The organism is Clostridium estertheticum, from assembly GCF_011065935.2.
GTDB lineage: Bacteria > Bacillota > Clostridia > Clostridiales > Clostridiaceae > Clostridium_AD > Clostridium_AD estertheticum_A.
On the sequence record NZ_JAAMNH020000001.1, the window covers coordinates 4,661,593 to 4,686,387 of the forward strand.

The 24,795-nt window shown below is 32.6% G+C and carries 21 protein-coding genes and 1 riboswitch; all 21 genes read right to left on the reverse strand.

From position 1 onward, the window contains the following. Nucleotides 1-16: 16 nt before the first annotated feature. The 21 genes from tpiA to G9F72_RS22335 all read right to left on the reverse strand — a co-directional run bounded on the left by tpiA (nt 17) and on the right by G9F72_RS22335 (nt 24,793). Nucleotides 17-763, reverse strand: a complete 747-nt coding sequence (gene tpiA / locus G9F72_RS22235; RefSeq protein ID WP_164959010.1) for a triose-phosphate isomerase — start codon at nt 761-763, stop codon at nt 17-19. A 146-nt stretch (nt 764-909) separates the two neighbouring features. Then, nucleotides 910-2,106 carry a phosphoglycerate kinase gene (locus G9F72_RS22240; RefSeq protein ID WP_164959011.1) on the reverse strand — a complete coding sequence of 399 codons (1,197 nt, stop codon included), beginning with the start codon at nt 2,104-2,106 and terminating at the stop codon, nt 910-912. Between the two features lie 204 nt (nt 2,107-2,310). Then, complete coding sequence (gap, locus tag G9F72_RS22245) at nt 2,311-3,318, reverse strand: type I glyceraldehyde-3-phosphate dehydrogenase (protein ID WP_164959012.1); 1,008 nt, start codon at nt 3,316-3,318, stop codon at nt 2,311-2,313. A gap of 79 nt (nt 3,319-3,397) precedes the next feature. Beyond that, on the reverse strand, nt 3,398-4,432 hold the full coding sequence (locus G9F72_RS22250) for a sugar-binding transcriptional regulator (protein WP_164959013.1): 1,035 nt from the start codon (nt 4,430-4,432) through the stop codon (nt 3,398-3,400). Nucleotides 4,433-4,578: 146 nt separating this feature from the next. Then, entirely contained in the window at nt 4,579-5,967 is a 1,389-nt protein-coding gene (gene rpoN, locus G9F72_RS22255; protein WP_187356100.1) for an RNA polymerase factor sigma-54, read from the reverse strand. 142 nt (nt 5,968-6,109) lie between these two features. Continuing rightward, nucleotides 6,110-7,063: an ABC transporter permease gene (locus G9F72_RS22260; protein WP_164959015.1), complete on the reverse strand. Its 954-nt coding sequence runs from the start codon at nt 7,061-7,063 to the stop codon at nt 6,110-6,112. Next, complete coding sequence (locus G9F72_RS22265; RefSeq protein ID WP_164959016.1) at nt 7,056-8,162, reverse strand: ABC transporter permease; 1,107 nt, start codon at nt 8,160-8,162, stop codon at nt 7,056-7,058. Before G9F72_RS22265 ends, G9F72_RS22260 begins: the two co-directional genes overlap by 8 nt. Further along, a complete protein-coding gene (locus tag G9F72_RS22270; RefSeq protein WP_164959017.1) occupies nt 8,155-9,696 on the reverse strand; it encodes an ABC transporter ATP-binding protein in 1,542 nt (513 codons plus the stop codon). Before G9F72_RS22270 ends, G9F72_RS22265 begins: the two co-directional genes overlap by 8 nt. A gap of 258 nt (nt 9,697-9,954) precedes the next feature. Further along, nucleotides 9,955-11,061, reverse strand: a complete 1,107-nt coding sequence (locus tag G9F72_RS22275) for a BMP family protein (RefSeq protein ID WP_164959018.1) — start codon at nt 11,059-11,061, stop codon at nt 9,955-9,957. A gap of 391 nt (nt 11,062-11,452) precedes the next feature. Then, nucleotides 11,453-12,616, reverse strand: coding sequence for a glycine/sarcosine/betaine reductase complex component C subunit alpha (grdD, locus tag G9F72_RS22280; protein WP_164959019.1), 1,164 nt, complete (start codon nt 12,614-12,616; stop codon nt 11,453-11,455). Between the two features lie 54 nt (nt 12,617-12,670). Further along, on the reverse strand, nt 12,671-14,203 hold the full coding sequence (gene grdC, locus G9F72_RS22285; RefSeq protein ID WP_164959020.1) for a glycine/sarcosine/betaine reductase complex component C subunit beta: 1,533 nt from the start codon (nt 14,201-14,203) through the stop codon (nt 12,671-12,673). Nucleotides 14,204-14,472: 269 nt separating this feature from the next. Then, the gene (gene grdB, locus G9F72_RS22290) at nt 14,473-15,780 is read right to left on the reverse strand and encodes a glycine reductase complex selenoprotein B (RefSeq protein WP_164959021.1); all 1,308 of its coding nucleotides are present in this window, start codon (nt 15,778-15,780) and stop codon (nt 14,473-14,475) included. A 133-nt stretch (nt 15,781-15,913) separates the two neighbouring features. Then, the gene (gene grdA / locus G9F72_RS22295; RefSeq protein WP_164959022.1) at nt 15,914-16,390 is read right to left on the reverse strand and encodes a glycine/sarcosine/betaine reductase complex selenoprotein A; all 477 of its coding nucleotides are present in this window, start codon (nt 16,388-16,390) and stop codon (nt 15,914-15,916) included. A 97-nt stretch (nt 16,391-16,487) separates the two neighbouring features. Beyond that, nucleotides 16,488-17,774 (reverse strand): glycine/sarcosine/betaine reductase component B subunit, encoded by a 1,287-nt coding sequence (locus G9F72_RS22300; protein WP_164959023.1) that lies wholly within the window; start codon nt 17,772-17,774, stop codon nt 16,488-16,490. 74 nt (nt 17,775-17,848) lie between these two features. Further along, the gene (locus G9F72_RS22305; protein WP_164959024.1) at nt 17,849-18,178 is read right to left on the reverse strand and encodes a thioredoxin family protein; all 330 of its coding nucleotides are present in this window, start codon (nt 18,176-18,178) and stop codon (nt 17,849-17,851) included. A 122-nt stretch (nt 18,179-18,300) separates the two neighbouring features. Continuing rightward, nucleotides 18,301-19,227 carry a thioredoxin-disulfide reductase gene (trxB, locus tag G9F72_RS22310; RefSeq protein WP_164959025.1) on the reverse strand — a complete coding sequence of 309 codons (927 nt, stop codon included), beginning with the start codon at nt 19,225-19,227 and terminating at the stop codon, nt 18,301-18,303. A gap of 46 nt (nt 19,228-19,273) precedes the next feature. Further along, entirely contained in the window at nt 19,274-19,651 is a 378-nt protein-coding gene (locus G9F72_RS22315) for a GrdX family protein (RefSeq protein ID WP_187356098.1), read from the reverse strand. A gap of 130 nt (nt 19,652-19,781) precedes the next feature. Continuing rightward, nucleotides 19,782-19,932, reverse strand: a riboswitch (glycine riboswitch). A gap of 304 nt (nt 19,933-20,236) precedes the next feature. Further along, the gene (locus tag G9F72_RS22320) at nt 20,237-21,076 is read right to left on the reverse strand and encodes a DegV family protein (protein ID WP_164959026.1); all 840 of its coding nucleotides are present in this window, start codon (nt 21,074-21,076) and stop codon (nt 20,237-20,239) included. A gap of 104 nt (nt 21,077-21,180) precedes the next feature. Then, nucleotides 21,181-21,648, reverse strand: a complete 468-nt coding sequence (locus G9F72_RS22325) for a tRNA (cytidine(34)-2'-O)-methyltransferase (RefSeq protein WP_164959027.1) — start codon at nt 21,646-21,648, stop codon at nt 21,181-21,183. Nucleotides 21,649-21,786: 138 nt separating this feature from the next. Further along, nucleotides 21,787-23,349, reverse strand: coding sequence for a MutS-related protein (locus tag G9F72_RS22330; protein ID WP_164959028.1), 1,563 nt, complete (start codon nt 23,347-23,349; stop codon nt 21,787-21,789). Between the two features lie 616 nt (nt 23,350-23,965). Further along, a complete protein-coding gene (locus tag G9F72_RS22335) occupies nt 23,966-24,793 on the reverse strand; it encodes a Cof-type HAD-IIB family hydrolase (RefSeq protein WP_164959029.1) in 828 nt (275 codons plus the stop codon). Nucleotides 24,794-24,795 lie beyond the last annotated feature (2 nt).

Sequence of the window (24,795 nt, forward strand, 5' to 3'; positions counted from 1 at the left end):
TCTGTTTATTTATATTTTAATAGTTTACTATTCCTGCAAAGTCTTCTGCTTTAAGACTAGCTCCTCCAATTAATCCACCATCTATATCTGATTTACCCATTTGTTCACTTATAGTTGATGGTTTAACTGAACCACCATATTGGATTCTAAGTTTTTCTGAAACATCAGATCCAAACATTGCTCCAACAGTTTTTCTTATAAATCCAATTGTCTCATTAGCTTCATCTGCAGTTGCAGTTTTTCCTGTTCCTATTGCCCATATTGGTTCATAAGCTATAACCAATTTTTCCACTTGCTCTCTTGTAAGTCCTGCTAAATCTAATTTTATTTGATTATCTAGGACTTTTTCTGTAATATTTGATTCTCTTTGTGCAAGTGTTTCTCCCATACAAAGTATAGGCGAAATACTATGATTATAAGCAGCTTTAAGCTTCTTGTTTACACTTTCGTCTGTCTCATTGAAATACTGTCTTCTTTCACTATGGCCAATTATAACATAATCAACGCCCATATCTTTTAACATTCCTGGTGAAACTTCACCTGTAAAAGCACCATTTTCTTCAAAATGCATGTTTTGAGCTCCTACTTTTATATTTGATCCCTTAGCTACTTTTATTACTGCATCTAAACATAAAAATGTAGGGCAAACTACAACTTCACATTGTGCATCTTTAACTAAAGGCTTTATTTCCTCAATTAAACTTACAGCTTCACCAACAGTTTTATTCATCTTCCAATTACCTGCAATTATACCTTTTCTCATAAGAACCCTCCTAATTGTTGTTTTGTGGTAGATGTGAACTATTAATTGTTATCTCCCTCATTAGTCTTTAAAACGATTTTTTGAGGGAGGCAACAACTAATATCTAATTAAAATTTAAAATAACAAAATTTTATTTATTTATTTATTTATTTATTTGTAAGAGCTTCAATTCCTGGTAACAATTTACCCTCTAAAAATTCAAGTGACGCTCCACCACCTGTAGATATGTGAGTCATCTTATCTCCGAATCCTAATTGGTTAACTGCAGCTGCACTATCTCCACCGCCTATTACAGTAGTTCCGTCAACCTTTGACATAGCTTCAGCTACTGCTATAGTTCCCTTTGCGAAATTTGCAAATTCAAATACTCCCATTGGTCCGTTCCAAATAATAGTTTTAGCTATGCTTATAGCACCTTTATACATTTCTGCAGTCTTAGGTCCAATATCAAGTCCCATATATCCATCTGGGATATTTTGATTATCAGTTACTACTGGTTCTGCCTCAGCTGAAAATCTATTTGCAACAATGTGATCCACTGGTAACAAGAACTTAACTCCTTTAGACTCAGCTCTTTGCATCATATCTTTAGCATATTCTACTTTGTCTTCCTCAACTAGTGAACTTCCAATAGAATAACCACCAGCTTTTAAGAATGTGTAGGCCATTCCTCCACCAATTACTAAAGTATCTACTTTTTCAAGCAAATTAGCAATAACATCTATTTTATCTGAAACCTTAGCTCCACCTAAAATTGCCACGAAAGGTCTAACTGGGTTATCTACTGCTTCTCCTAAGAATTTTAATTCCTTTTGAATTAAATATCCACATACTGAAGTTTCAATAAATTGCGTTACTCCAACCGTAGAGCAATGTGCTCTATGAGCTGTTCCAAAGGCATCATTTACAAATACATCTGCAAGGGATGCGAGTTCCTTAGAAAAATTTTCACTGTTTTTAGTTTCTTCTTTTCTATATCTTGTATTTTCTAATAATAAAACATCTCCGTTTTCCATTTCTGATACGGCAGATTTCACTTTATCACTAACTACATTTGGGTCTGCTGCAAAAATTACTACTTCTCCTAGCATTTCACTTAATTTCTTAGCAACTGGTGCTAGTGAAAGCTCAGGTCTTGGCTCTCCACTTGGTTTCCCAAGGTGTGAACATAAAATAACTTTTGCTCCATTTTTAACTAAATAATTTATTGTAGGCATTGCACCTTCTAGTCTGGTTACATCTGTAATTACACCCTCACTTAATGGCACATTAAAATCACATCTAACTAAAACCCTTTTACCTTTAACCTGGATATCTTCTATAGTTTTTTTATTAAATTTCATACACATTCTCCTCTCATACTGTTTATTATACAAAACTCAGATAACTTACAATGATTATTGTTAGTATAAATTTCACTTGCTATTCCTATATTTAAAAAGGCCTGATTTCATAGATTAACTATAAAACCAAACCTTAATATTATACTTACTGTTTGCCTACAGTTAGATTATAGTATGCTAACAGTTTTATAGTAAAATTAATTCTTATAGTCTGTCTGCAACATATTTAGTTAAATCTGCGAGTCTATTTGAATAACCCCATTCATTATCATACCAAGCTACAACTTTAACCATGTTATCTCCAATAACCATAGTTGATGGTGCATCAATTATAGAAGATCTTTCGTCTCCTCTAAAATCAATTGAAACTAATGGTTCTTCACAGAATCCAAGAATTCCTTTCATTGTAGTTTCAGAAGCCTTCTTAAATGCTGCATTTATCTCTTCTGCAGTAACATTCTTTGAAAGTTCACATACTAAATCTGTACATGAAACTGTTGGAGTTGGAACTCTTAATGAGAATCCGTTTAATTTTCCTTTTAATTGTGGTAGAACTAATGCTACAGCTTTTGCAGCTCCAGTAGTAGTTGGAATCATTGATTCACAAGCAGCTCTTGCACGTCTCATATCACTATGTGGAGCATCTAATAATCTTTGATCTCCAGTATATGAATGAATTGTAGTCATTAAACCTTTAACTATTCCAAATTCTTGGTCTAAAACTTTAGCAAATGGTGCTAAACAGTTTGTTGTACATGACGCATTTGAAATTATGTTATGTTTTGCTGCATCGTACTTTTCTTCGTTAACTCCTAGTACTATTGTTATATCTTCATTTTTTGCTGGTGCTGATATAAGAACTTTTTTAACACTTCCGCCTAAATGTGCATTTGCTTTAGTAGCATCTGTAAAGAATCCTGTAGATTCTATTATTATTTCTGCTCCAAGTGAATTCCAATCTATGTTTTTTGGATCTCTTTCTGCGAATATTTTAATTTCTTTTCCATTAACAACTATTGAGCTTTCTTTAGCTTCTACAGTTCCGTTAAATTTTCCATAAAGTGAATCATATTTTAAAAGATGAGCAAGTGTTGCAGCATCTGTTAAGTCATTGATTCCTACTATCTGTAATTCTGTAGCATAGTTTGCCACTAGTGCTTTAAATACATTTCTTCCTATTCTACCAAATCCATTTATTCCTACTTTTATCATTTGACAAAACCTCCTAAATTTTTATAAAATAATTATATGTAAATATATAATTTTCTCTTTTACAAAATCATTATATAGTTTACTCTTTTTTCTCTAGAATATTTATAATTTCTTTCGCAGCTGCTTCATCAATTATTAAAACTGCGCTTGAACGATTGATTTCAGTTGCTATAATGGCTCTAGCTTTATTTTTTCCAGCTGCTACCGCAATTAGGGTTTTAATATTTTTGACATCTTCATTTTTCACCCCAATAGTAGGTGTAGAATGAACTATTTTTCCTAATTCATTGTAATAATGTCCAAAAGTCTCTCCTACAGCACCTAATTCTTTTAGGTCCTTTATATCCTCTTCCGATAGACCTCTTTTCCTAGCCATGTCTGTAGCGATTCCTATGCCATAAATAAGAACTTCGGCACTTCTGATTTTTTCAATTATGTTTTTTATTTCTTTTTCATTTAATATAGTTTCAAGTGCCGCATTGCTCAAATTATCAGGTGCATGAAGTAATTCATAATTACCCCCAATTTTATCTGCAAGTCTTGCCACTAATGTATTAGCTTGAATTTCTACGTTTCTTGCCATACCGCCTCTAGCTGGAAGCACTAAAATATTGTTATATTTATTATTTTTAGTAAAACCCTCTACAACTTGTTTAACTGTTGATCCACCTGTTATTGCAATTATACTATTATCTTTAATAATGTCCATGGCATAACTAGCAGCTACTTTTCCAAGTTCTTTAAGCACACTTTTATCGATGTCTACATCTCCAGGAACAACTATAACTTGGTGAAGATTTAAATATTTCTCAATAAACTTCTCAATTTTTGATAAGCCTTTAATCTCATGAATAAAACCTTTTAACTTATTTATAATTTCTTCTCCATCAGTTGTTATAAACATGCCTGATGCATTAACCTCAATTAAATTCTGAGATTTCAAAAAGTTTATTTCATTTCTTACTATTCTCTCGCTTATATTCATGTCATTCGCCAAAATTCTTCGTCCTATAGGTCCATCATAATATATCACTCTTAGTATATCATACCTTTTTTGGAGAAGTTCTATAAGTTCTGGCACTACCTTTTGTTGTAATTTTAATATATTCAGCACTTGAACACCTCTCTGGACTATTTAAGTCCCAGCACATATTTTTTGTTCCCACTTACATTATAGATGAAATACTAACTTTTTTAAATTAGTATTTGAAAAAAAGTTGTTAACATTTTGTTAACTAGAGGATTAATTTAATATTTCACCTAAAATCTTTTACGTTTACTAGAACTCTTAATTCCAAGTTCTTCTCTATATTTTGCTACAGTTCTTCTTGAAATATTCATACCTTCTATGTTTAATCGATTAGAAATAATTTGATCTGATAGTGGCTTCTTTTGCTCTTCGTGATCCACCATTTCCTTTATTGCGCTCTTAATATTAATTGTAGATATATCCTCTCCACCTATAACCGAGGTAATTCCGTTAGTAAATAAATCCTTTATTTTAATGATTTTACCACTATTTACGCTAACATATTTTTCTCTAATTGCCCGACTTATAGTGGATTCATGCATTTCTAAATTATTAGCAATTCTTTTAAGTGTCATTGGTTTTAAGTATTGGTCGCCGTCATCGAAATATTCCTTTTGAACCTCTAAAATCTCTTCCAAAACTCTATACACAGTATTTTTTCTTTGTTCAATGCTTTTAATAAGAAACATTGCACTATTAATTTTATCTTTTACGTATTCTACTGCCTCTGCGTCTTTTCCGCTATTAATAATTTCCTTATATAATGAATTTATATTAAGCTTTGGTAGCACATCTTCGTTCATAGAAATAAAATATTGATCATTAATCTTATTAATGTAGGCATCTGGTACAATATATTTAACCGTCTCACCAGTATAAAATCCTCTTGATGGCTTAGGCTCTAAAGTTTTTATTATGTCTACATATTTCTGAACATGAGTAATTGTAATTTTCAGTTCTTTAGCTATAACATTATATTTATTTTCTGCCAATAATTCTAAATACTCTTCAATGATTTTATAGATATTTTCATCATTATTGCCCAGGTTATATAATTGAATTTTTAAACATTCTTTTAAATTCCTAGCTCCGATTCCTTGAGGGTCTAAGGATTGGAGAATTTTAAGTGCATCTTCAGCCACTTCATTTGATATTCTAAGCTCCTTGCATATATCAGATAATTCTGCAGACAAATATCCTTTTGTATCTAAGTTTTCCACCATGTATTTGCATATGTCCAGGATTTCAGGTTTTTCAGTTAATTCTCCTATTTGCTCCATAAGATAATCTTTAAGAGATTTTTCCTGTGCAATATAATAAAAAGGTGAGACTTCTTCATTCTCAGCCTTAGAACTGTGATTTTTTACTTTGTAATCATCTTTTTCAAGATATTTAATTATTTCTTTATAATCCTTTGCTTCTTTATAATCATTTGCTTCATTGCTATTGCTTCTAGTATTTTGTAAATCTTTTTCCTCTAGCACCGGATTTTCTTGCATCTCTTTATTTACATATTGACCCAGTTCGTATGCTGACATTTGAAGAAGTTTAACAGACATCTGCATTTCTTGCGTCATTATTAATTTTTGTTCTTGGATCAAATTCAAACCAAAATTAATGTTCATTTTATCCATCACCTCATCTAAGTCAGATTATAAATATTATAACATAGCACAGTATATAAATATAGATTATGTCTTAAGGCACCTTCTATTAAAATAAAAAACTCAGCAAATGCTGAGTTTTTTTATTTTTAAAATATTACCTCGATCCTTTATCATAGGGCTTCCCACTTGCCAATGGCCCTGTGGTTTTTCCAACAAAACCTGCAAGTGCAAGCATAGTAAGTACATATGGAATAACATCGTATACTTCTGTAGGTAAATTCCAGCTAAGTCCCTGTGCAAAAATATTAAATGCCGAACCAAAAGCAAATAATAAACTAGCACCAAGGGCTCCAAAAGGCTTCCAATTACCGAAGATAACTGCAGCTAAAGCAATAAATCCACGTCCTGCTACCATTCCTTCTCTGTAAAGTGGAGTTATACCAAGGGATAAGGCTGCTCCACCAAGTCCCGCAAGCATTCCTGATAAAATAACACATAAATATCTTATTTTATAAACATTTATTCCTAGTGTATCAGCAGCCTTTGGATGCTCTCCTACAGCTCTAATTCTTAGTCCTAAAGGTGTTTTATATAATACATAATGTGAGACAAATACTAAAATAATTGCTAATATTACAAACCAGTTTAACTGATCTATAAAATCACCTATTAATGGTATATTTCTAATCCAATTTGGGATGTTATAGGAAAGCCCTGTTACTATATCCGTTTGACCACCCTTGCCGTTAAATAGCTTAAATATTAAGAAGCTAGCAAGGGCCGTGGAAAAAAGATTTATAGCAGTACCTGAAATTACTTGATCTGCACGCAAATGTATACTGAGCACTGCATGTATTAACCCCAAAACTCCACCAGCTATAACACCAAAAAGTATTCCTATTAGTGGACCATACACTGGGCCAAGCAATGGACTAAACAAATAACTTCCATATACTCCAAAGAAAGCGCCTATTACCATCATACCTTCAAGGCCTATATTAACTACACCTGATTTTTCAGAAAATATACCACCGAGTGCTGCAAAAATTAGAGGCGTTGCTATTCTTAAAGTTTGCGCTAACAAATTTATTAAAATATCACTACTCATTTGTAATCGCCTCCTTTTTTTTCTTTTCCGAGAAGTACTTAACAATATAATCTGTAGCTACAAATATAATAATTATAGCTTGGATTAAATAAACTATATCTTTTGGTATTCCATTTAATTGAAGAGTTCTAGCACTACTATTTAATGTTCCGAATAATAGAGCTGAGGCTATACATCCAATAGGATTGCTCTTGGCAAGTAGTGCAACTGCAATACCATCAAACCCATAGGAGGGAAGTGCCATAAAGTCTTTTACATTATGAAGAACACCCGCAACCTGCGACGCCCCACCAACACCTGCTATTGCACCTGAAATCACCATAGCAAGTATTGTATTTTTTGCTACATTGATTCCACCATATTCTGCCGCATGTGGATTTATACCAACTGCCCTTATTTCATACCCAACAGTAGTTTTCCATAATAGCCAGAATATAAAAATTGCTACCGCTATGGCAAGGAATACACTAACATTAGCTCCACTACCAGAAACAAACCTAGGAAGTTGTGCACTCTCTTGTATAGTTGCAGTACTTGCTTTACCTGGCACTCCAAAGCTAGTTCTTAATATAAGAAAATTAGCCAGTGCCATAGATATATAATTCATCATAATTGTATTAATAACTTCATGAGTACCTACCTTAGCTTTTAAATATCCTGGGATAGCTCCCCATATTCCACCGGCTACAAGCCCTGCAAGAATAATTAATACTATATGAATTACTGGATTTAATCCTGGAATAGTTCCTACAAAAGCCGCTGCTAGCATTCCAAGTATAAATTGACCCGCTACACCTATATTAAATAGTCCACATTTAAATGCCACTGCATTTGCAACTCCTGTAAATATTAGTGGAGTAACTTCTGAAATAGTAACAAAGGTTACTCTCTCATTACCAAACCCACCTTTATATATAAGTCGAAATAAGTCACCTAAAGCTGAAAAATACTGTAATATAGAATATCCTTTTGCCCACATTACAAAGAACACAGCAACAAATATGGAAACTATTATTGAAAGCAACGGAAATGCAAGTGTTTTAAGAGTGTTCTTTGCTATTTTAACAAATTTGCTATCTTTATTTTTAGCTTTATTCATTATTTTTAACTCCTTTCGGTGTTTCAGAAAGAGTACCACCAGCCATAAGTATACCAAGTTTTTTCTCTGTGGCATCACATCTATCTAGTATATCTACTATTTTACCATCATACATTACAGCTATTCTATCTGATAGTGATAGTATTTCATCAAGCTCTAAGGAAACTAATAAAACCGCCCTGCCCTTATCACGTTCTCCCACCAGTCTTTTGTGAATATATTCAATTGCTCCAACGTCAAGACCTCTTGTAGGTTGTGCTGCTATTAATAGTTCTGGATCTTTTGAAATTTCTCTAGCTGCTATAAGTTTTTGTTGATTACCACCTGACAATGATTCCGCGTTTACCTCAGAATTAGGTGTTCTAACATCAAATTCGCGAATAAGTTCATCACAATGTTTTCTAATTTCACTGTAATTCATAACTATACCTTTACTAAACGGTGCATTTTTATGAATTCCCAGTATTGAGTTTTCAAACAAAGAGTAATCTAAAATAAGCCCTCTCTTTTGTCTATCCTCTGGTATATGACCAACACCTGCTGACATAATAGCTCTTGGTGATTTACCATATATACTTTTTCCATTTATTGTAATATTCCCACTCTTAGGCTTGCGAAGCCCAGTTAGAACCTCTAAAAATTCTGATTGACCATTGCCATCGACACCAGCTATACCTAGAATTTCTCCCCCATATACTGTTAATTTCAAATTATCTACAGCAGGTAATCCTCTTTGATCGTTGGCACAAAGATTTTCAATTTTTAATATTTCTCCTTTTATCATAGCAGGCTTCTTGTCCACGGTTAGATTTACTTTTCTGCCCACCATAAGTTCAGCTAATTCGTCTATACTTGTTTCTTTAGTTTTTACTGTACCAGTTACCTTACCTCGCCTAATTATAGTAACTCGATCACTCATACTCATAACTTCTTTTAATTTATGTGTAATAAGTATTACTGATTTTCCTTCTTTTTCAAGATTTCTAATTATATTCCCTAGTTCCACAATTTCTTGAGGTGTCAAAACTGCAGTAGGCTCGTCTAGTATTAAAATTTCAGCACCTCTATATAGTGCCTTTAGTATCTCTACTCTTTGTTGTTGTCCTACTGAAATATCTTCTATGATTGAGTTTGGATTAATAGCAAAACCATACTTTTCTGAAATTTCTTTAACATCATGTATTGCTTTATTCATATCAATTTTAAAGCCTTTTTTAGGTTCAATACCTAACACTATATTTTGTGCCACAGTGAAATTATGTACAAGCATAAAATGTTGATGAACCATTCCTATACCTAATTTTATAGCATCATTTGGAGTAGATATATTTACTAGGTTACCGTTTACATAAATCTCTCCTTTTTCTTGTTTGTATAGTCCATAAAGAATATTCATAAGGGTTGTTTTTCCTGCACCATTTTCACCAAGAAGAACGTGTGTTTCTCCTTTTAATAGTTCGAAATCTATATTGTCATTGGCAATAGTTCCTGGAAAAACCTTAGTTATGCCCTTCATTTCGATTACCTTTTCCATTTGCTTTCCTCCTTAAAAAGATTAATCATCACCTCAGGTGACTCCATCACCTATGGTGCTGAAACGTCGTTAAAAACCCACTAAAGTGTTATGATTGCTGTGGTAATAACATCACCACCTCTAGAGGTGGAGGATTTCCTTTTAAAACGTATCTAAAATACCATTATTTTTAGAAAGAGCTAGATGTAATACATCTAGCTCTTATTGTATACTATAAAGCATAAATCAGTAAATAATAAATTTAAAAAAATATTAAATTTATTTAAAATCCATTGCTTGTTGTCTATTTGCTGGAACAACTATTTGTCCAGCTATAACTTTATCTTGATATGTTTTAACTATATCTAAAACAGCTTTTGGTACGTTTTTACTAGATGTTTCAGCTATACCTACGCCTTGCTCTTTTAATCCAAGGTTAGTAACTGTACCACCTTTAAATTCGTTTTTAACTTCAGCTTTAGATTCATTGTAAGTTGCTATATCAACTCTTTTTATCATACTTGAAAGTATAACGCCAGCGTATTTTGGAACTGTTAAGGATTGATCCATATCAACTCCGATAGCCCAAACTGGTTTTCCACTATCTTTTAATTCTTGAGCTGCTTTAAATAAACCAATACCAACTCCGCCTGCTGCATGATAAACTACGTCGCAACCGCCTTGGTATAATGATTTAGCCAATTCATATCCTTTTGCTGAATCATCAAAACTATCTGCATATTTTACAGTTGTTCCTGGAGTTTTTCCATTTGAGCTTAATAAACCTTTTGCAGCTTCTGGGTTAACTGCTTTAACACCAGCTGCAAAACCAGCTTCAAATCTATTTATTAAATCAAAATCTTTTCCACCAATAAATCCGATTTTATTAGTTTTAGTCATCTTTCCAGCAATTACTCCCATTAAGAAAGAACCTTCTTGCTCTTTAAAAGTAATAGATGTTACATTTGGTAACTTAACTTCTGAGTCTATAATCGCAAAGTGTTTGTCAGTATGGTTTTTAGCAACTTCTGTCATTGCATCTGCCATTTGAAATCCAATAGCGAAAGTTAACTGTGAACCATTTTCAATTAATGATTCTAAATTAGCTGTATAGTCTTCTTTCTTTTTAGATTCGATAGCATTGTACGTGAAACCATCTTCAGCCTTAGCCTTTTTAACCCCTTCATCTGCTGATTGGTTAAATGATTTGTCATTTAATCCACCTTCATCAGTAGAAAGTCCTATAGTCTTAGTTGGTTTTGCTGCTTCTGTTTTTGGTGCTTCTGTTTTTGGTACTTCCGCTACCTTCTTAGTTCCACAACCCACAAATAATGTTGCAACTACAGCTACTGCTGCAAGTACTGCAACTACCTTTTTCTTGTTCATAATAATTCCTCCCCATAAGTAATTAATTAATAAAATACTTTTTTGTTTTGCATGTTAGTATTCTATAAAAATTAAAAAAATCCTTTTATTGCAAAAAATTTTCCTAAATTTCTATACATGTTAACGGTTACTTAATTTTCAAATAACATTTCACTATAAAATATATGCTAAACACATTTCATATAGTATATTAAATAAATTATATATGAATTTTTTATTAATAGCAACTAATAATTAAGTATATATATGTTTTTATATTTTTTTCATTTTTTTTGTAAAATAATAGAAAAACTCTCACTATTAATTTAGTGAGAGTTTTGTTTTTAATTTAAAAGTAAATTAATTCATCTCCTGCGGAGCTGTATATTAATGACTTCAGAAGGAAATGTCATTAATTCATAAATTCAGCTTTTTTAAGAATTTCAATAGCTTTGTCTGATTCTTCTTCTGGAACTAAAACTACTGGTCCTGTACATCCCATACCACTTTCCGAATAGATTCCTTCTTTCCATAATGATTTACATGCATCTTCAAGTTCAAGTATATCTATTCCAAGGATAGGAAATATAACAACTCTTTTCTTTGGCATTTTTACTTCTTCTTCTGTATCTACTTTTTCTACCTTTTTAATAACCTTGTTTATGGCTTCTTTGAGCCCTGCACTATTAGCACTCGCAAATTCATCTCTTGCTATGCCCAAAACAGAGTTTTCTGCACAAATAGCACAATATTTTAGTGCTTCCGCTATTAATGGTGCTCCGGAAGATCTTGAAACTATATTAACAAGTTTATCGTAATTTTCTCCAATACCTGGCCCATATCCCGCACCTACTGTCTCGTAGTTGCCTCCTGTAGTGAAAGACGCGAAAGTTTTAACTAAAAGGTTACCAGTTAATGAATCACATACCATAACATCTGGTGTTCCTGCGAGAAGGTCATTCCCTCTCATAACTGCACCACCATCAGCTCTTAGTGAGTCTGCAAATCTAAAATCATATCCATTACCTTGTACTTCCTTTAATATTCTTTCAACTTGTCTTGCTCCATCTAAATTTAGTATTCCAACAGTTGGATTTTTGATACCTGTGGCTTTAGCTGCAGCAATACCTGAAATTGCATTAAGTACCATTCCTTCTACTCTATTGGTAGAAGAAGTTCCAGTAGTGGTAGCTAATATCATATCAGTTCCCCTGCCCGGTGTTACTATCTTTCCAACTGTAGATACTCCTATTGGAAAATCAAAATGTTGAGTAACACATCCGCTTAAATTGCCACTTTCTAATAACTCAGTCATTTTTTTATGACCTTCTTCGGCAGTCTTAACTTCTATAATTTCAAAGTCAGCGTCTACCTTTGGTCCTATTAAAACAATCTCAAAATCATCATATTTATTTTTAGCAATTTCTGCAGCCTTTACCATTTCTTCTACTCCGTGTTCTGATCCGAATGTAGTTAATCCTATTCTAACACTATTTTTAAATTTTCCGCTTTTTATGCCATTAGCTATATCATTAAATACTTCAGCAATCATTTGTTTAGTTGCATTTTCACTCATATCTACACCCCTTTTCTAAGCGACAAATTAAATTATTATATATTTTTTTATTCATTATTTATTTAATAAATAATCCGCAAAATCTTTCATTGCGTCTCCAACCATAGCCTTAACTTCTTCTTTACTAATTCCTGATTGCTGCTCTACTTTACCTGGGTTTTTTTCAACTAAAATAGAGATTCCATCAAATAAGTTAGTCATTCTTCCGAGGAATAAACTTCCCTTACCGATTATCATAAAGTTTTTCAAAACTCCCTCTTTTATATGCTCTATTCCGTGTCCAACAATAGGCGCTCCTGAAGGTATATGTCCTTGTGTTGGTGCAAATCCTGGGTATCCATGTTGCTTAATAAAGTTAGGTAATTCTTTTCTATCCAATTGTCCCTTTTTAACTGCAAGAGCTCCAATCATTTTATAATTTTGTGTAGGTACATCCCCTGCGCCTGCAGGCTCAGTTATATCTGGAGTTTGCATTTCTGGTGCATATTTATCCACATCTGTTATTTTCATTCCTGCAGCAGTTAATGGCTCCATTACTAATGCTTCAAGTACTGCTTGTGGTGCTGCTCCATGTCCTATAGTATGTTTTCCTATTACATCAGTTCGAAGTATTGGGCTAACTCCATCATTTTCTGAAACAAGAATAGCAAAGCCACCTAAACAATCTTCAAGTATAGATAATCCCTTTTTGACATGATCTTTACCATTCATACCGAGTTTTGCAGTAGCTCCTCCAGCAACAACAAGTACATTTTTAAATATACCTGATTTAACTAAGGACGCAGCATTTACTAAGGCATGAGTTGGAGCAGCACAAAATCCTCTAATATCAGACCCTGTTGCGCCAACAAGTCCTACAACTTCACCTATAGATTTAGCTAAATTTCCGCCACCTCTTTGGTTCATATCTCCTACAGCCTCTTCAGAACATTCTAATATATAACCAATTTCTTCTATTGGAATATCTAAGTTGTTTACTAAGTGAAGTCCTGCAAGAATGCCTGAAGCTTTAACAGCTATGTTTTCTAGCATATAATGTGCGCAAAGGTTTGGGTCAAATTCGTGAGCACGTCTTACGCAACCTATTAGTTCTGTTCCCTCGTATAGTCCTTCTGCACCATTGTCTTCAACAAGGCTTCTAATTTTATCTATTTCCTCACCAACTATTTTTTCCACTTTACTAGCTATTAATGGGTGTTTTGATAATTTTTCTTTTACACACTCTGCAAAAGAAGTCTCGAGTAATACAAGATCAAATACATCTGAAATTTTCATTAAACCATAGAACTCATCCTGTGGCATGATTTCACCAAATTTACCAAATCTATCTGCATTATCAACATTTTTGCCATACCAAGGTCTTGGCATTTCAGCTAATTCCTCTGGAGTTATGTTTCCTATATATGTTTGGTTTGGGGCATATGCCACAACCTCATGAAATCCTCTTAAATGACTCTTCATATCTCTTAAATATTCGGAATCTGGATTTGTTTCTCTCTCTAATGTTTGTGTAGTTCCATTGTGAATTACCATATCTGGAGTATTGACTAAAATATAAGATGCTTTTTTTATAACTGGGAAATTCATAATCACTCATCCTCCTTATTTGCTTTTACAAGTACAAAGCTTGGTTATATTTATGTACATTAATTTAACTTTAAAAATTTTAATGCACAATCCACAATATAAACTTTTCTAACCAAAATTCATATGGTTACTTTTATAGAATTAAACTAAATTGTACATTGTGCATTGTGCATTGTGCATTGTATAAATGTATCTTATACACTATAAATCACATAAATAATTAGGGAACTTATAAGTCCCCTAATTCATTTATTAATTGCAAGGTAAAATTAGACTTCAAATACCTTTTGACCATCTACAGGAGTCTGTAGAGCCTCTAATGCTTTTTCTACTAAGTGTCTTCTTAATTTAAACTCATCTTCCATGCTTAATGCAGGGTTTCCAAGTGGGTGAGGAATAGCAATTGTAGGTATAATTCTATTAGCACCAACAGTTACTGAAACTGGAGTAATAGTACACATATGAACTACAGGGAGTCCAGCCCTTTCTATTTCTTTAACTAACGTTGCACCGCAACGCGTACAAGTTCCTCATGTAGAGGTTAATATAACTGCATCTACTCCGTCAGCAATTAATTCTCTAGCAGTATCTTCACCAAATTTCTTAGATGATGCAACCGCTGTACCATTACCTACTGTTGAATAGAAATATCTGTGTAATGAGCCTATTTTGCCTTCTTTTTCTAAGACTCTTAATACATCTACTGGAATAACTCTATCTGGATCTTCATTAGCATATACTGGATCATGTCCACCATGTGCTGTTTCATGAGTAACAGACGTTAAATCATTTATTCCTTCTATGTCATATTTGCATATTTTAGATGCACTTGAAGATTCTATATGATCAGGGTTTCCTTTTGGAACAATACCACCAGAGGTAACTATCGCTATTTTAGCTTTAGTTATATCGATTACAGGAGCATTTGGTTCAACTCTATCGAAAGTAGGCATTTTGAATTCTGTTACAAATTCTTCTCCCTTTAACTTCTTAACAAGCATATCAACTGCTCTTTTAGAACCTCTCTCTTTGGCGAAATAGTTCTTTCTTATACCTCTTTCGATATAATTTTCTTCAGCAGGAGTTCCTATTTCTTCACCTTTAGCGAGTTTTAACGCTAGTGATGCCATTTTAGGTAATGCATCTCTCATGCCAACTGCACTGTTTCTAGTTGAAACTAGGTACAATTGTTTTTTATACATATCAGCACCTGGATTTTCTACATACATTCCAGACATAACTGGTATATTTAATTTTTCTTTTACTTCTGTGGCTATAGCACCACAAGCAATACCATATCTTCCTGCATTAAAAGCTGGACCTGCTATAAATAAATCAGGATTATATTTTTTCACCATTTCGATTATTTCAGCTTGAGCTTCTTCCATGTTTTCAGCAAAATATGAGTCACCACAAATTATAGTAGCAACTATTTCTGCGTCACCTTTAGTTAATAAACCATTAAGTCCCATACCTGGTCCTACAAAACCTTCTCTAACCTCTGGTTTAATATTTGCTTTTTCTTCTCCGCCTATTCCAGCGTAAAATTGGTTTAGATAATGTACAATTTTTAACAAGTATTTCTCCCCCTTTCTAACGGGAATTGACAATTTTATCTTAGCTATATTAATCAAAGCTACCACACAATTGGCAATCTTATAGTACTTATACTAGTGTATATTTTTAGTTTAACTTTATAGGTTTAACCTATTAAACAGTATATTTAGAGAATTCTTCTCTAATTGGTTTTACTTCTCCAATTATTTCATCTACTTCTAAAACCATTTCCATCATTCCACATTGCTCTTCATAAACTGCCTCATCACATTGGTCTTTAATTTCTGGTTCAACTATGTGGTATACTGCAAGTCCTAGTGCAATTCCAGCTAGTGGGCCAGCATATGTTGGGTCTCCAGCTGCCACTGTTTCTGCTGAAAGTCCTGATGCTTCAGCTTCTGCTCCTCCAATAATTACTACCATATTTTCAGCACCATACTTTTCAGTAAGGTCTTTTACTCTTTGTTGGATCTCCAGATCCATAGCTCCTGCGGCTGTTCAGACAAAGCATTCTGTTGATGCAAATACTACCTCAGCTCCAGCAGATGTTACACAAGCCTCTATAGCTGGTCCTGGTATTCCATCTCTATCACCAATAGCGATAACTTTTTTCCCTTTTAACATTTTCATCTTCCTTTCTTGTTTATATTTTTCATTATTTCATTTAATTCTGTCTATACATAGTTGCATTAAAATTTCTTATAAATAAAATTCATCTGTAATAGTATTAGTATCCTTTAGCTGTTAAATAGTTAAATCCTACTTCGCTAGTTGCACCTGTTATAACTTGAATTTCAGCATAAATAGAACCATCTTCTCCCAAACTTCCCATGTGTCCACCAGCTATTATATCAGCAGCTTCAAGATGTCCAATGATTTTTTTCATTGGAGGTAGAGTAATTACTTCATTAGCATTTCCACCAGTTACAACTGCATCACCATGTGGTGTTGAGTCAGCAAGAGATTGAGAACTTCCATCTTGTCCTGCATATTCATCAGTTAAAAGTACAGTTTTAACTCCTTTTGCAGTTATCTTATTACAGTTCATGACAAGGTCAGCATCTGGATTACCAAAACCTTCTTCTGAGATTATAGCAGCATCTGCTCCCATAAATTCAACTAATTTTGCAACCATATTTGAAGATCTTTCTTTATCTGCTAAATATACATTTTCATTTGTTATTATACATCCCATAAAGTTGATATCCTTGCCATGTCTCTCATATAAATCTTCAATTATTGGATGATTCATATGCACGTAACTTGGGTTTTTGTCACAAGCGGAAACACAGTTACCACTAACGACAGCTCCATCAAATATTTCTGTTGGGTAAATAAAAGTAGGTATTATTTTTTTAGCATCTACTCCATAAACATAAGTATCATGTAATAATCCTTGTGTTTGAAGCATGTACACATATACTACTTTTGGTAGATCAGGGTATTGTTTAACCTGTTCTAAAAGTGGTAATGTTTCAAATGTTTTTATTTCATCTGGTTCAATATTTTTTCCAGCTCGTCCAAGATAAACAGCAGCTTTAAAACCTACCATTCTTACAGCTTCTTCATGATCATGTTGAAGTATTCCCTCTTTTGGCTCACAAGTAATTACTAAGTTGTTTGTTTTTGAGAAAGGTGTGTATTTAGCTCCCTCTCCGCACATATCAACTATTCCTTCTTGGAATCCAACGATTTTACCAGTAGTTATAACGGCAGCTCCCTTAAGAACGTGAGTCCTTCCTGAACCTACTGTATCAACCTTGCTAATAAATCCTGGGAATATTCCACCACCCCCATTAACTTTAACTCTTGGCTCTATAACGTCTTTTACAGGAATTATTCTAACTTCTTCACCTGGTCTTGCTATATCAAAATTAATTGATTCCAATCTTTCGTCTCCAGCAACCTCTTTTAATAATTCCTCTTGATTCACATAAAGAACTCCACCCTGAACCTTTGTTTCTGGCCCAAACTGTACATCTTTAATAAATATATTTCCAATTTCTAGACGCAAAACATTCACCTCCTATGATATATGAGCATATATCTAATAGCTTATAGCCTTTTACTATAAGCTTTAGTACCAAATTATAATGTGTTATAGTAATCTTTTATAAAGTTTTCTACATCGTCTAATGAAGAAATTTTGTCTGGTGTTATTGTAGCTACTTTTTCTCCACCCTTATATAAAATCATTGTTGGAAGTCCTAAAACTCTTTGAGCTATAGCTGTTCTTCTTGCTCCACCAATGTTTAAAGAAGCGAATTTAATTTTATCTGAATATTTTCCTTCTAGGGCATGAACTCCTGGCATAAGTTCTATACAGATTTCACATTTATCTCCCCAAAAATCTACAAATACTGGTTTTTCTGATTGCAATACTTCTGCTTCAAAATTTTCTTTATTTAATTCTACCATTGTTAATTACCTCCTAAAATTTTAATTATTGTTATTTCATTCATTTATAATGAAATAAATTGTTCTATATATATTTAAAAGGATAATGCCTTTTATTTAAAAGGTTTATCTTTTAATACAAGCTAGTTAAATTTGTCTTCAATGTAATGTTCAGCATGAGTAGCTGCTATTGCACCATCTGCTGCAGCTGTAATTACTTGTCTTAGTAATTTTTCTCTTATGTCCCCTGCTGCATATACTCCAGGTATATTTGTTCTCATTTCCTCATCAGTAATAACATCGCCTCTATCGTTCATAGTAATCATACCTTTAAACAATTCAGAAATCGGAAGATATCCTACAAATACAAAACAACCATCTACTTTTAAATCACTAAGTTCTCCAGTTTTAACATTTTTCAAAACTAGACCCTCTAAAATTTCTTCTCCCTTAGCTTCCTGTGCTACTGTATCCCATATAAATTTAATTTTCGGATTTTTAAAAGCCTTTTCTTGAAGTGACTTAGCAGCTCGAAGCTCATCTCTTCTGTGTATTACTGTAACACTTTCGCCAAATTTAGCTAAGTATATGGCTTCAGACAAAGCTGAATCTCCGCCTCCAAGTACTGCAATGTCTAAATCAGTAAAGAAGTCAGCATCGCAAGTTGCACAATAAGAAACGCCTTTTCCTCTTAATTCTATTTCATTTTTAAATCCACCAAGTCTTGGGTAAGCTCCTGTAGCAATTATGATCGTTTTAGCTTTATAAGTTTCTTTCTTACATTTAATTACTTTAATATCTCCTTCAAGTTGAACTTCAACAACTTCTTCTTTAACAAATTTTGTTCCAAATTCTTCTGCTTGAAATTTCATTCTTTTACTTAATGATGTTCCTGTACATTCTTCAATGGAACCTGGGTAATTATCTAATTCATCTGTAGTAGTCGCCTGTCCACCAAACTTTGCTCTTTCTATTATTAAAGTATCCATTCTTGATCTTGATGCATAAAGCCCAGCAGATAATCCCGCAGGACCTCCACCAATAATTATAGTATCATAAATATGTTCCATAGCTCGCGCCTCCTAATTTTTTTCATTACTCTATTTTTTAATATGTCTAATTTATTGCATGATTTATTAAATCAGAATCTATAAGTTGAAAATCCAGCAATATTTTTTCATTCCACTGGGGTGTTTTAAAATCATTTAAGAATTTTTCCGTGGTCATAATGCTTTCTTCTATTATAGATAACGATTGCAAGTCAACTTCACTTAATTTCTCTTTGGATATACAAATGGTTCTATAAGGTGTTTCATTAGGCTTTATACTACTCATTAAAGGGTGTGTTAATAATTTATGACCTACATGGATATTATCTCTAACTTTTTTAAGAATATCCATCATAGTTCCTTCAATAAAAACTACCTTATATTTACTTTCAAATTGTTTTACTGACATTGGATTATTTGTAACAATAATTAATGGTTCTATCAATTAATTCCTCCTATTTAAAACACATTTTAGCACAACAAAAAAGACAGATATAAAAGCCCCTTGTGCCTTTATACTCTGTCTTTTTACCTGAGAGGTTTACTCCGTCGGTGCTATTCGCTTTCCAGAGGTATGTCCATTTTTGGTACTTTTGCCTGAGAGATTCATGTTGCATAGGCTGCAAAACTTACTCCTTCGGCTATCTTAAAAGGGTTAAATCTTTTCTTTTACATTTACAAAGATTTGCCCTGGGATAATTTAAGATCATCTCCCTAAAATATCATCCATTCCAATATTAAATTTTATTTGTATTTTATTTATCAGTTATCAACTATTAATCTATCATATATTTACATTATACACTATTTTTTTCACAGTAACCATAATATTTAGAATATTACCTATTCAAGTTTTCTATAGCTGTGATTTATATATCAAATAGTTTGTTATTTTTTTATCATTTACGAATCACATTAAATATCTTTACAGAAAAGAAATTATATAATACTATAATTATATTATAATTATAGTATTATATTGCAGCTTCGCCGAAGATGAACAGCTACGAGTGCGATGATTGAATGTACTTTAATAATCTTCAACGTAAAACACACCACAAGCACCTTCGCCAGCATGTGTTCCAACAACACAACCAACCTCACACTCTATAAAGTCCATTTCTCGCTTACTCATATGCTCTCTTAAACTCTCTAGAATACCTTTATCACTGGCTTGTAATAGTATACTAGTTTCTCCGCTTTTAATTCCACTTTCATCCATTTTCTTTAAAATGGTTTTTATTGCTTTATTTCTTCCACGAGCTTTATCTATTACTGCCATTTCACCATTTTTTACAGATAAAATCAATTTTATATCCAAAAGTCCTCCTATAGCTCCAACGGTTTTAGACAACCTTCCACCTTTAACTAAATTATCCAAGGAGTCAAAAGCAAGTGCACTTTTTATATGAGGTATAGCTTCTTTAACTTTTTCTTCAATTTCAAAAATACTACATCCATCTTCTTTTAATTTACAGGCTTTTAAAACTAAAAGTCCAAGACCTGAGGTAACATTATAACTATCAATTGTAATAATGTCATCTGTTTCTAGCATGCTTTTAGCCATACAAGAAGATTGATAAGTTCCGCTCATTTTTGAAGACATATGAATAGAAACTATCTTATATCCTTCATCTAAATATTTTTTATAGCATTCATAAAATCTGTGTGGATTTACCTGAGTTGTAGTAGGAAACTCTTTAGAATTCTTCATCTTATATAAATATTCTTGCAATGAAATATCTATGCCATCCATATAAGTTTTATTTTCTATGTTCACCAGTAGTGGTAAAACTTCTATATTATACTTATCAATAACAGCTTTATTTAAATCGCAGGTGCTATCTGTTATTATTTTAATCTTTTCCATTTTACTCCTCCTTGCTTACCTATGGGGGGGTATAACAATTATTAATTACTATACTCATCTTTAAAAATAACTAGTCAATATACTAGTCTATTCTTTAAGTTTTCTTATTTCATCTCTGGAAACCCTATTTGCCTAAGAGCTTCGTATGTTGTAATCGCAACAGTATTGGAAAGATTAAGGGACCTGGTTGTAGTATTTATCATGGGTACTCTTATACATCTTTCAGGGTCACTATCTCGAACATTATCTGGAAGTCCTGAAGATTCACGTCCAAATATTATAAAATCTCCTTTTTTATATTCTACTTCTGAATATAATTTTGAAGCCTTTGTCGTAGAATAGTAGAAGGTTGCATCCTTATATTTTTCTCTAAGTGCCTCATATGAATCATGTATCTCAAGTTCTAGAAAAGGCCAGTAATCTAAGCCTGCCCTCCTCAGTTGTTTCTCCTCTAAACTAAATCCTAAGGGTTTTATAAGATGAAGCTTGCAGTCAGTAAGCACGCAAGTTCTTCCAATATTACCAGTATTCTGTGGAATTTCTGGTTGAAATAAAACTATATTTACATTCATAAATTTTTCCTCCTTGACCTTGTAGCAGTTCAAACTGTGTTAATTATTGTTCCAATGGAATAAACATATAGACTATATTACCCTAAATTTAAATAATAGTAAAGATGTAGGCCACCGTTAGCCTCCATATTTCCAAAACTACAATAGTTTTTCAATTATCTCAGCTCTTTTATATGCCTTATCTGTTATTTCCTTTGGATAACTCATGTATTCTAAAAGTCTGATGGCATTTCTCGTTTGAGAAATTCCTTTTTTTATCTTATAATCAAAGCTTAACCCTTTATTAGTATCAACCTTCTCACTAAAGTAGTAAAACGCATAATTTTCTTTTAAAATGTCCACCAGTTCTCTATCATGTGTAGCTACAATGGAAATACTTTTTCCGCGATTTATATATGTTAATATTTCTGCTGACATAGAAATTCTCTCTATGGGGTTTGTACCCCTAAATATTTCATCTATAGGGCAGAATACAGGTACATCTTTTTCTAGTGCTTTAATTATTCTGTGAATTGATTCTACTTCTGCCATAAAGAAACTTTTTCCCTTTGTTAAATCGTCGTTAGGGCTAATTGATGAAACTATATTGAAAAAAGGTGCCTGATATTTTTTAGCTAAAACAAAATAAAAGCTTTGAGCCAAAATCATATTTACTCCCAGCATTCTTAAAAAAGTAGATTTACCAGCCATGTTTGTACCTGTAAGTACGATACCTCCACTTTCTATGTTAATTGAGTTTGCAACAGCATTATCTATAAGAGGATGAACTCCTTCCACTATATTTAATGTAACCGCCTTTATAAACATCGGTTTTACAAACTGCTGATTTAAATTATGTTTATAACCTGAAATAGAAATTAGCGCTTCTAGTTCTCCAACTATATAGTAAAGATCCAATAGTGTTTGTTTTTCTTCCTTTATCTTTTTAGATATAGAATAATAAGCAGTTTCTTCCAGAAGAAAAATTACAGAAAGAAATTCAAAGAATCCCCCCCACATATTTACAAACCCTATTAATCTTGTGCCTCTGTCTATATCCTTTACAGATTTAAGTAATCCTTTTATCTTGTCTGTGTAATAAATAATATCTTTATTATTGACACTTGCAATTTTTTTAGCTGCAACAATAGTTTTTCTTAAATAGAATATTCCATTAGACTTAATAGCCCTTACTTCCACATTGTTTATAAGCATATTAATAGAGCTTAAGCCAAGTAGCACTACCATATATTTTACATTCACAAATATTGAAAGAAGAATAATTATTAGTGGTACTATTTTACCTAACAAAGTATACATATAATATTTAGTTTTATTTATAATAAGATTATTCTCTATCATATCTAAAAAATAATTTTTAAAATCACTATTCAAATTAAAGAAAATGCACTGAAGACTTTCCTTTAATTTAATATTTTCTTTAAATAAATCAATTAATCTTCCTCTTTCTTTTAACTTTTCTTCCTCCATTAAAGGATTTCTAAGCATTGAGTATAGTGCTGCTTCTCCAGGGCTACTATAGGCTCTATCCAATTTTTCATACACCTTATCCATATCTAAATCGTCCCATGTCTGATTATCTAAAGTGTATTCATTTTTTTCACTCACTTTAAAAAAATTTGAAATCTTCTCAAAATCTCTTTTCTTATCCGCATCCTTGTTATAATCATTTCTAATTGAGTTTAAAACCATTTTATTCATAATGTCATACTCCTTTGTACCCTATATATACTATTGGGTTCCATTTCAATGTTTTCATGCAAAACGAACTTGAACATTTTGTTAGCTGCTGTAGCGTCTTTTATCATTTGATATTATATATTGTACCATAATATGGCCCTTTATCATAAAAATCGTCCCATTATTTACTTAATAATGGGACTTAATGTTAATATTTTCTTCTTGAGCCTATTACAGTTAATCTTCCACGTTAGGAATGTGGCTTTTCACCAGAGTGACTTGCAATACGAGGCGAAGAAGCCGTTGAAATTCGATTTAGAAATTCTTGTTTTGCGAATATAAAATTCTCGTAAGCCTGCCAGGACGATTTAAATTCCTGATAATCATTTCGAAAATTAGGTGTTTTTTCTTGGATTATGCTAACAAAAGTATATATTGCGCAGAATGCATTTGAATAAGCCTTAGTAATTCACAATTTATTTTATTTGCAGATGCGTAAAGAAAAATTCATGTTTGAGCGAAGCGAGTTTGAATTTTTTAGCAGCTGCAGATAAAATAAATTGTAGAATTACTCGGCGAAATGAAAGCATTCCAGCAATATATACTTTTCGTTATAGCATAATCTAAGAAAAAACTGTTATACCTCTAGCACAAATTTCTCAATAACCTTTGCTACACCATCACAATTATTGCCATCAGTAATATACTCTGCCGCCTCTTTCACCACCTGGCTTCCATTTTCCATGGCAACCCCAAGTCCAGCAAATTTGATCATAGATAAATCATTTTCACTATCTCCTATACAAATAACCTGGTCACTATTTATCCCATAATAATCTGCTAGAATTTTAACCGCATTTCCTTTTGATACTCCCTTATTCATTACTTCAAAATTATCAAACCTAGAACTTACCACCTCAAAATCTTCCATATCTCTTAAGATGTTTTTTGCACTCTGCAATTTTTCTAAATCCTCATCTACAGCTATGCCTTTAAAAATTTCACCCTCATATTTCTCAAATATCTCATTCCAATCCTCAACAAGTACTATTTCAACCTGCTTATCCTTAGGCAATGTTTTATTAACTTCCACATAAAATGATGAAGAATATATTAATTTCTCTGTAAAAACTATATTGCTAGTATAATAGTGTGGATATAGATTGTACTGTCTAAATACCGCTAGAAGTTTCTTGCATTTTTCCACCCCGAGTGTTGACTTGTAAACTACTTCCTCCCTATCCTTCTCTCTAATATAAGCTCCATTTGATGCTATTACTGGAGACTTAACTCCCAAAAGTTCCGAGAAAAATTCTGCTGAAGTAAAAATTCTCCCTGTACAAACTGCAATTCTAACACCCTTTTCACTTGCCAATTTTATAGCTCTAAGATTATTAGCGCTAATGATTTTTTCATCATTTAACAATGTACCGTCCATATCAATGCATATTAATTTATAGTCCATAT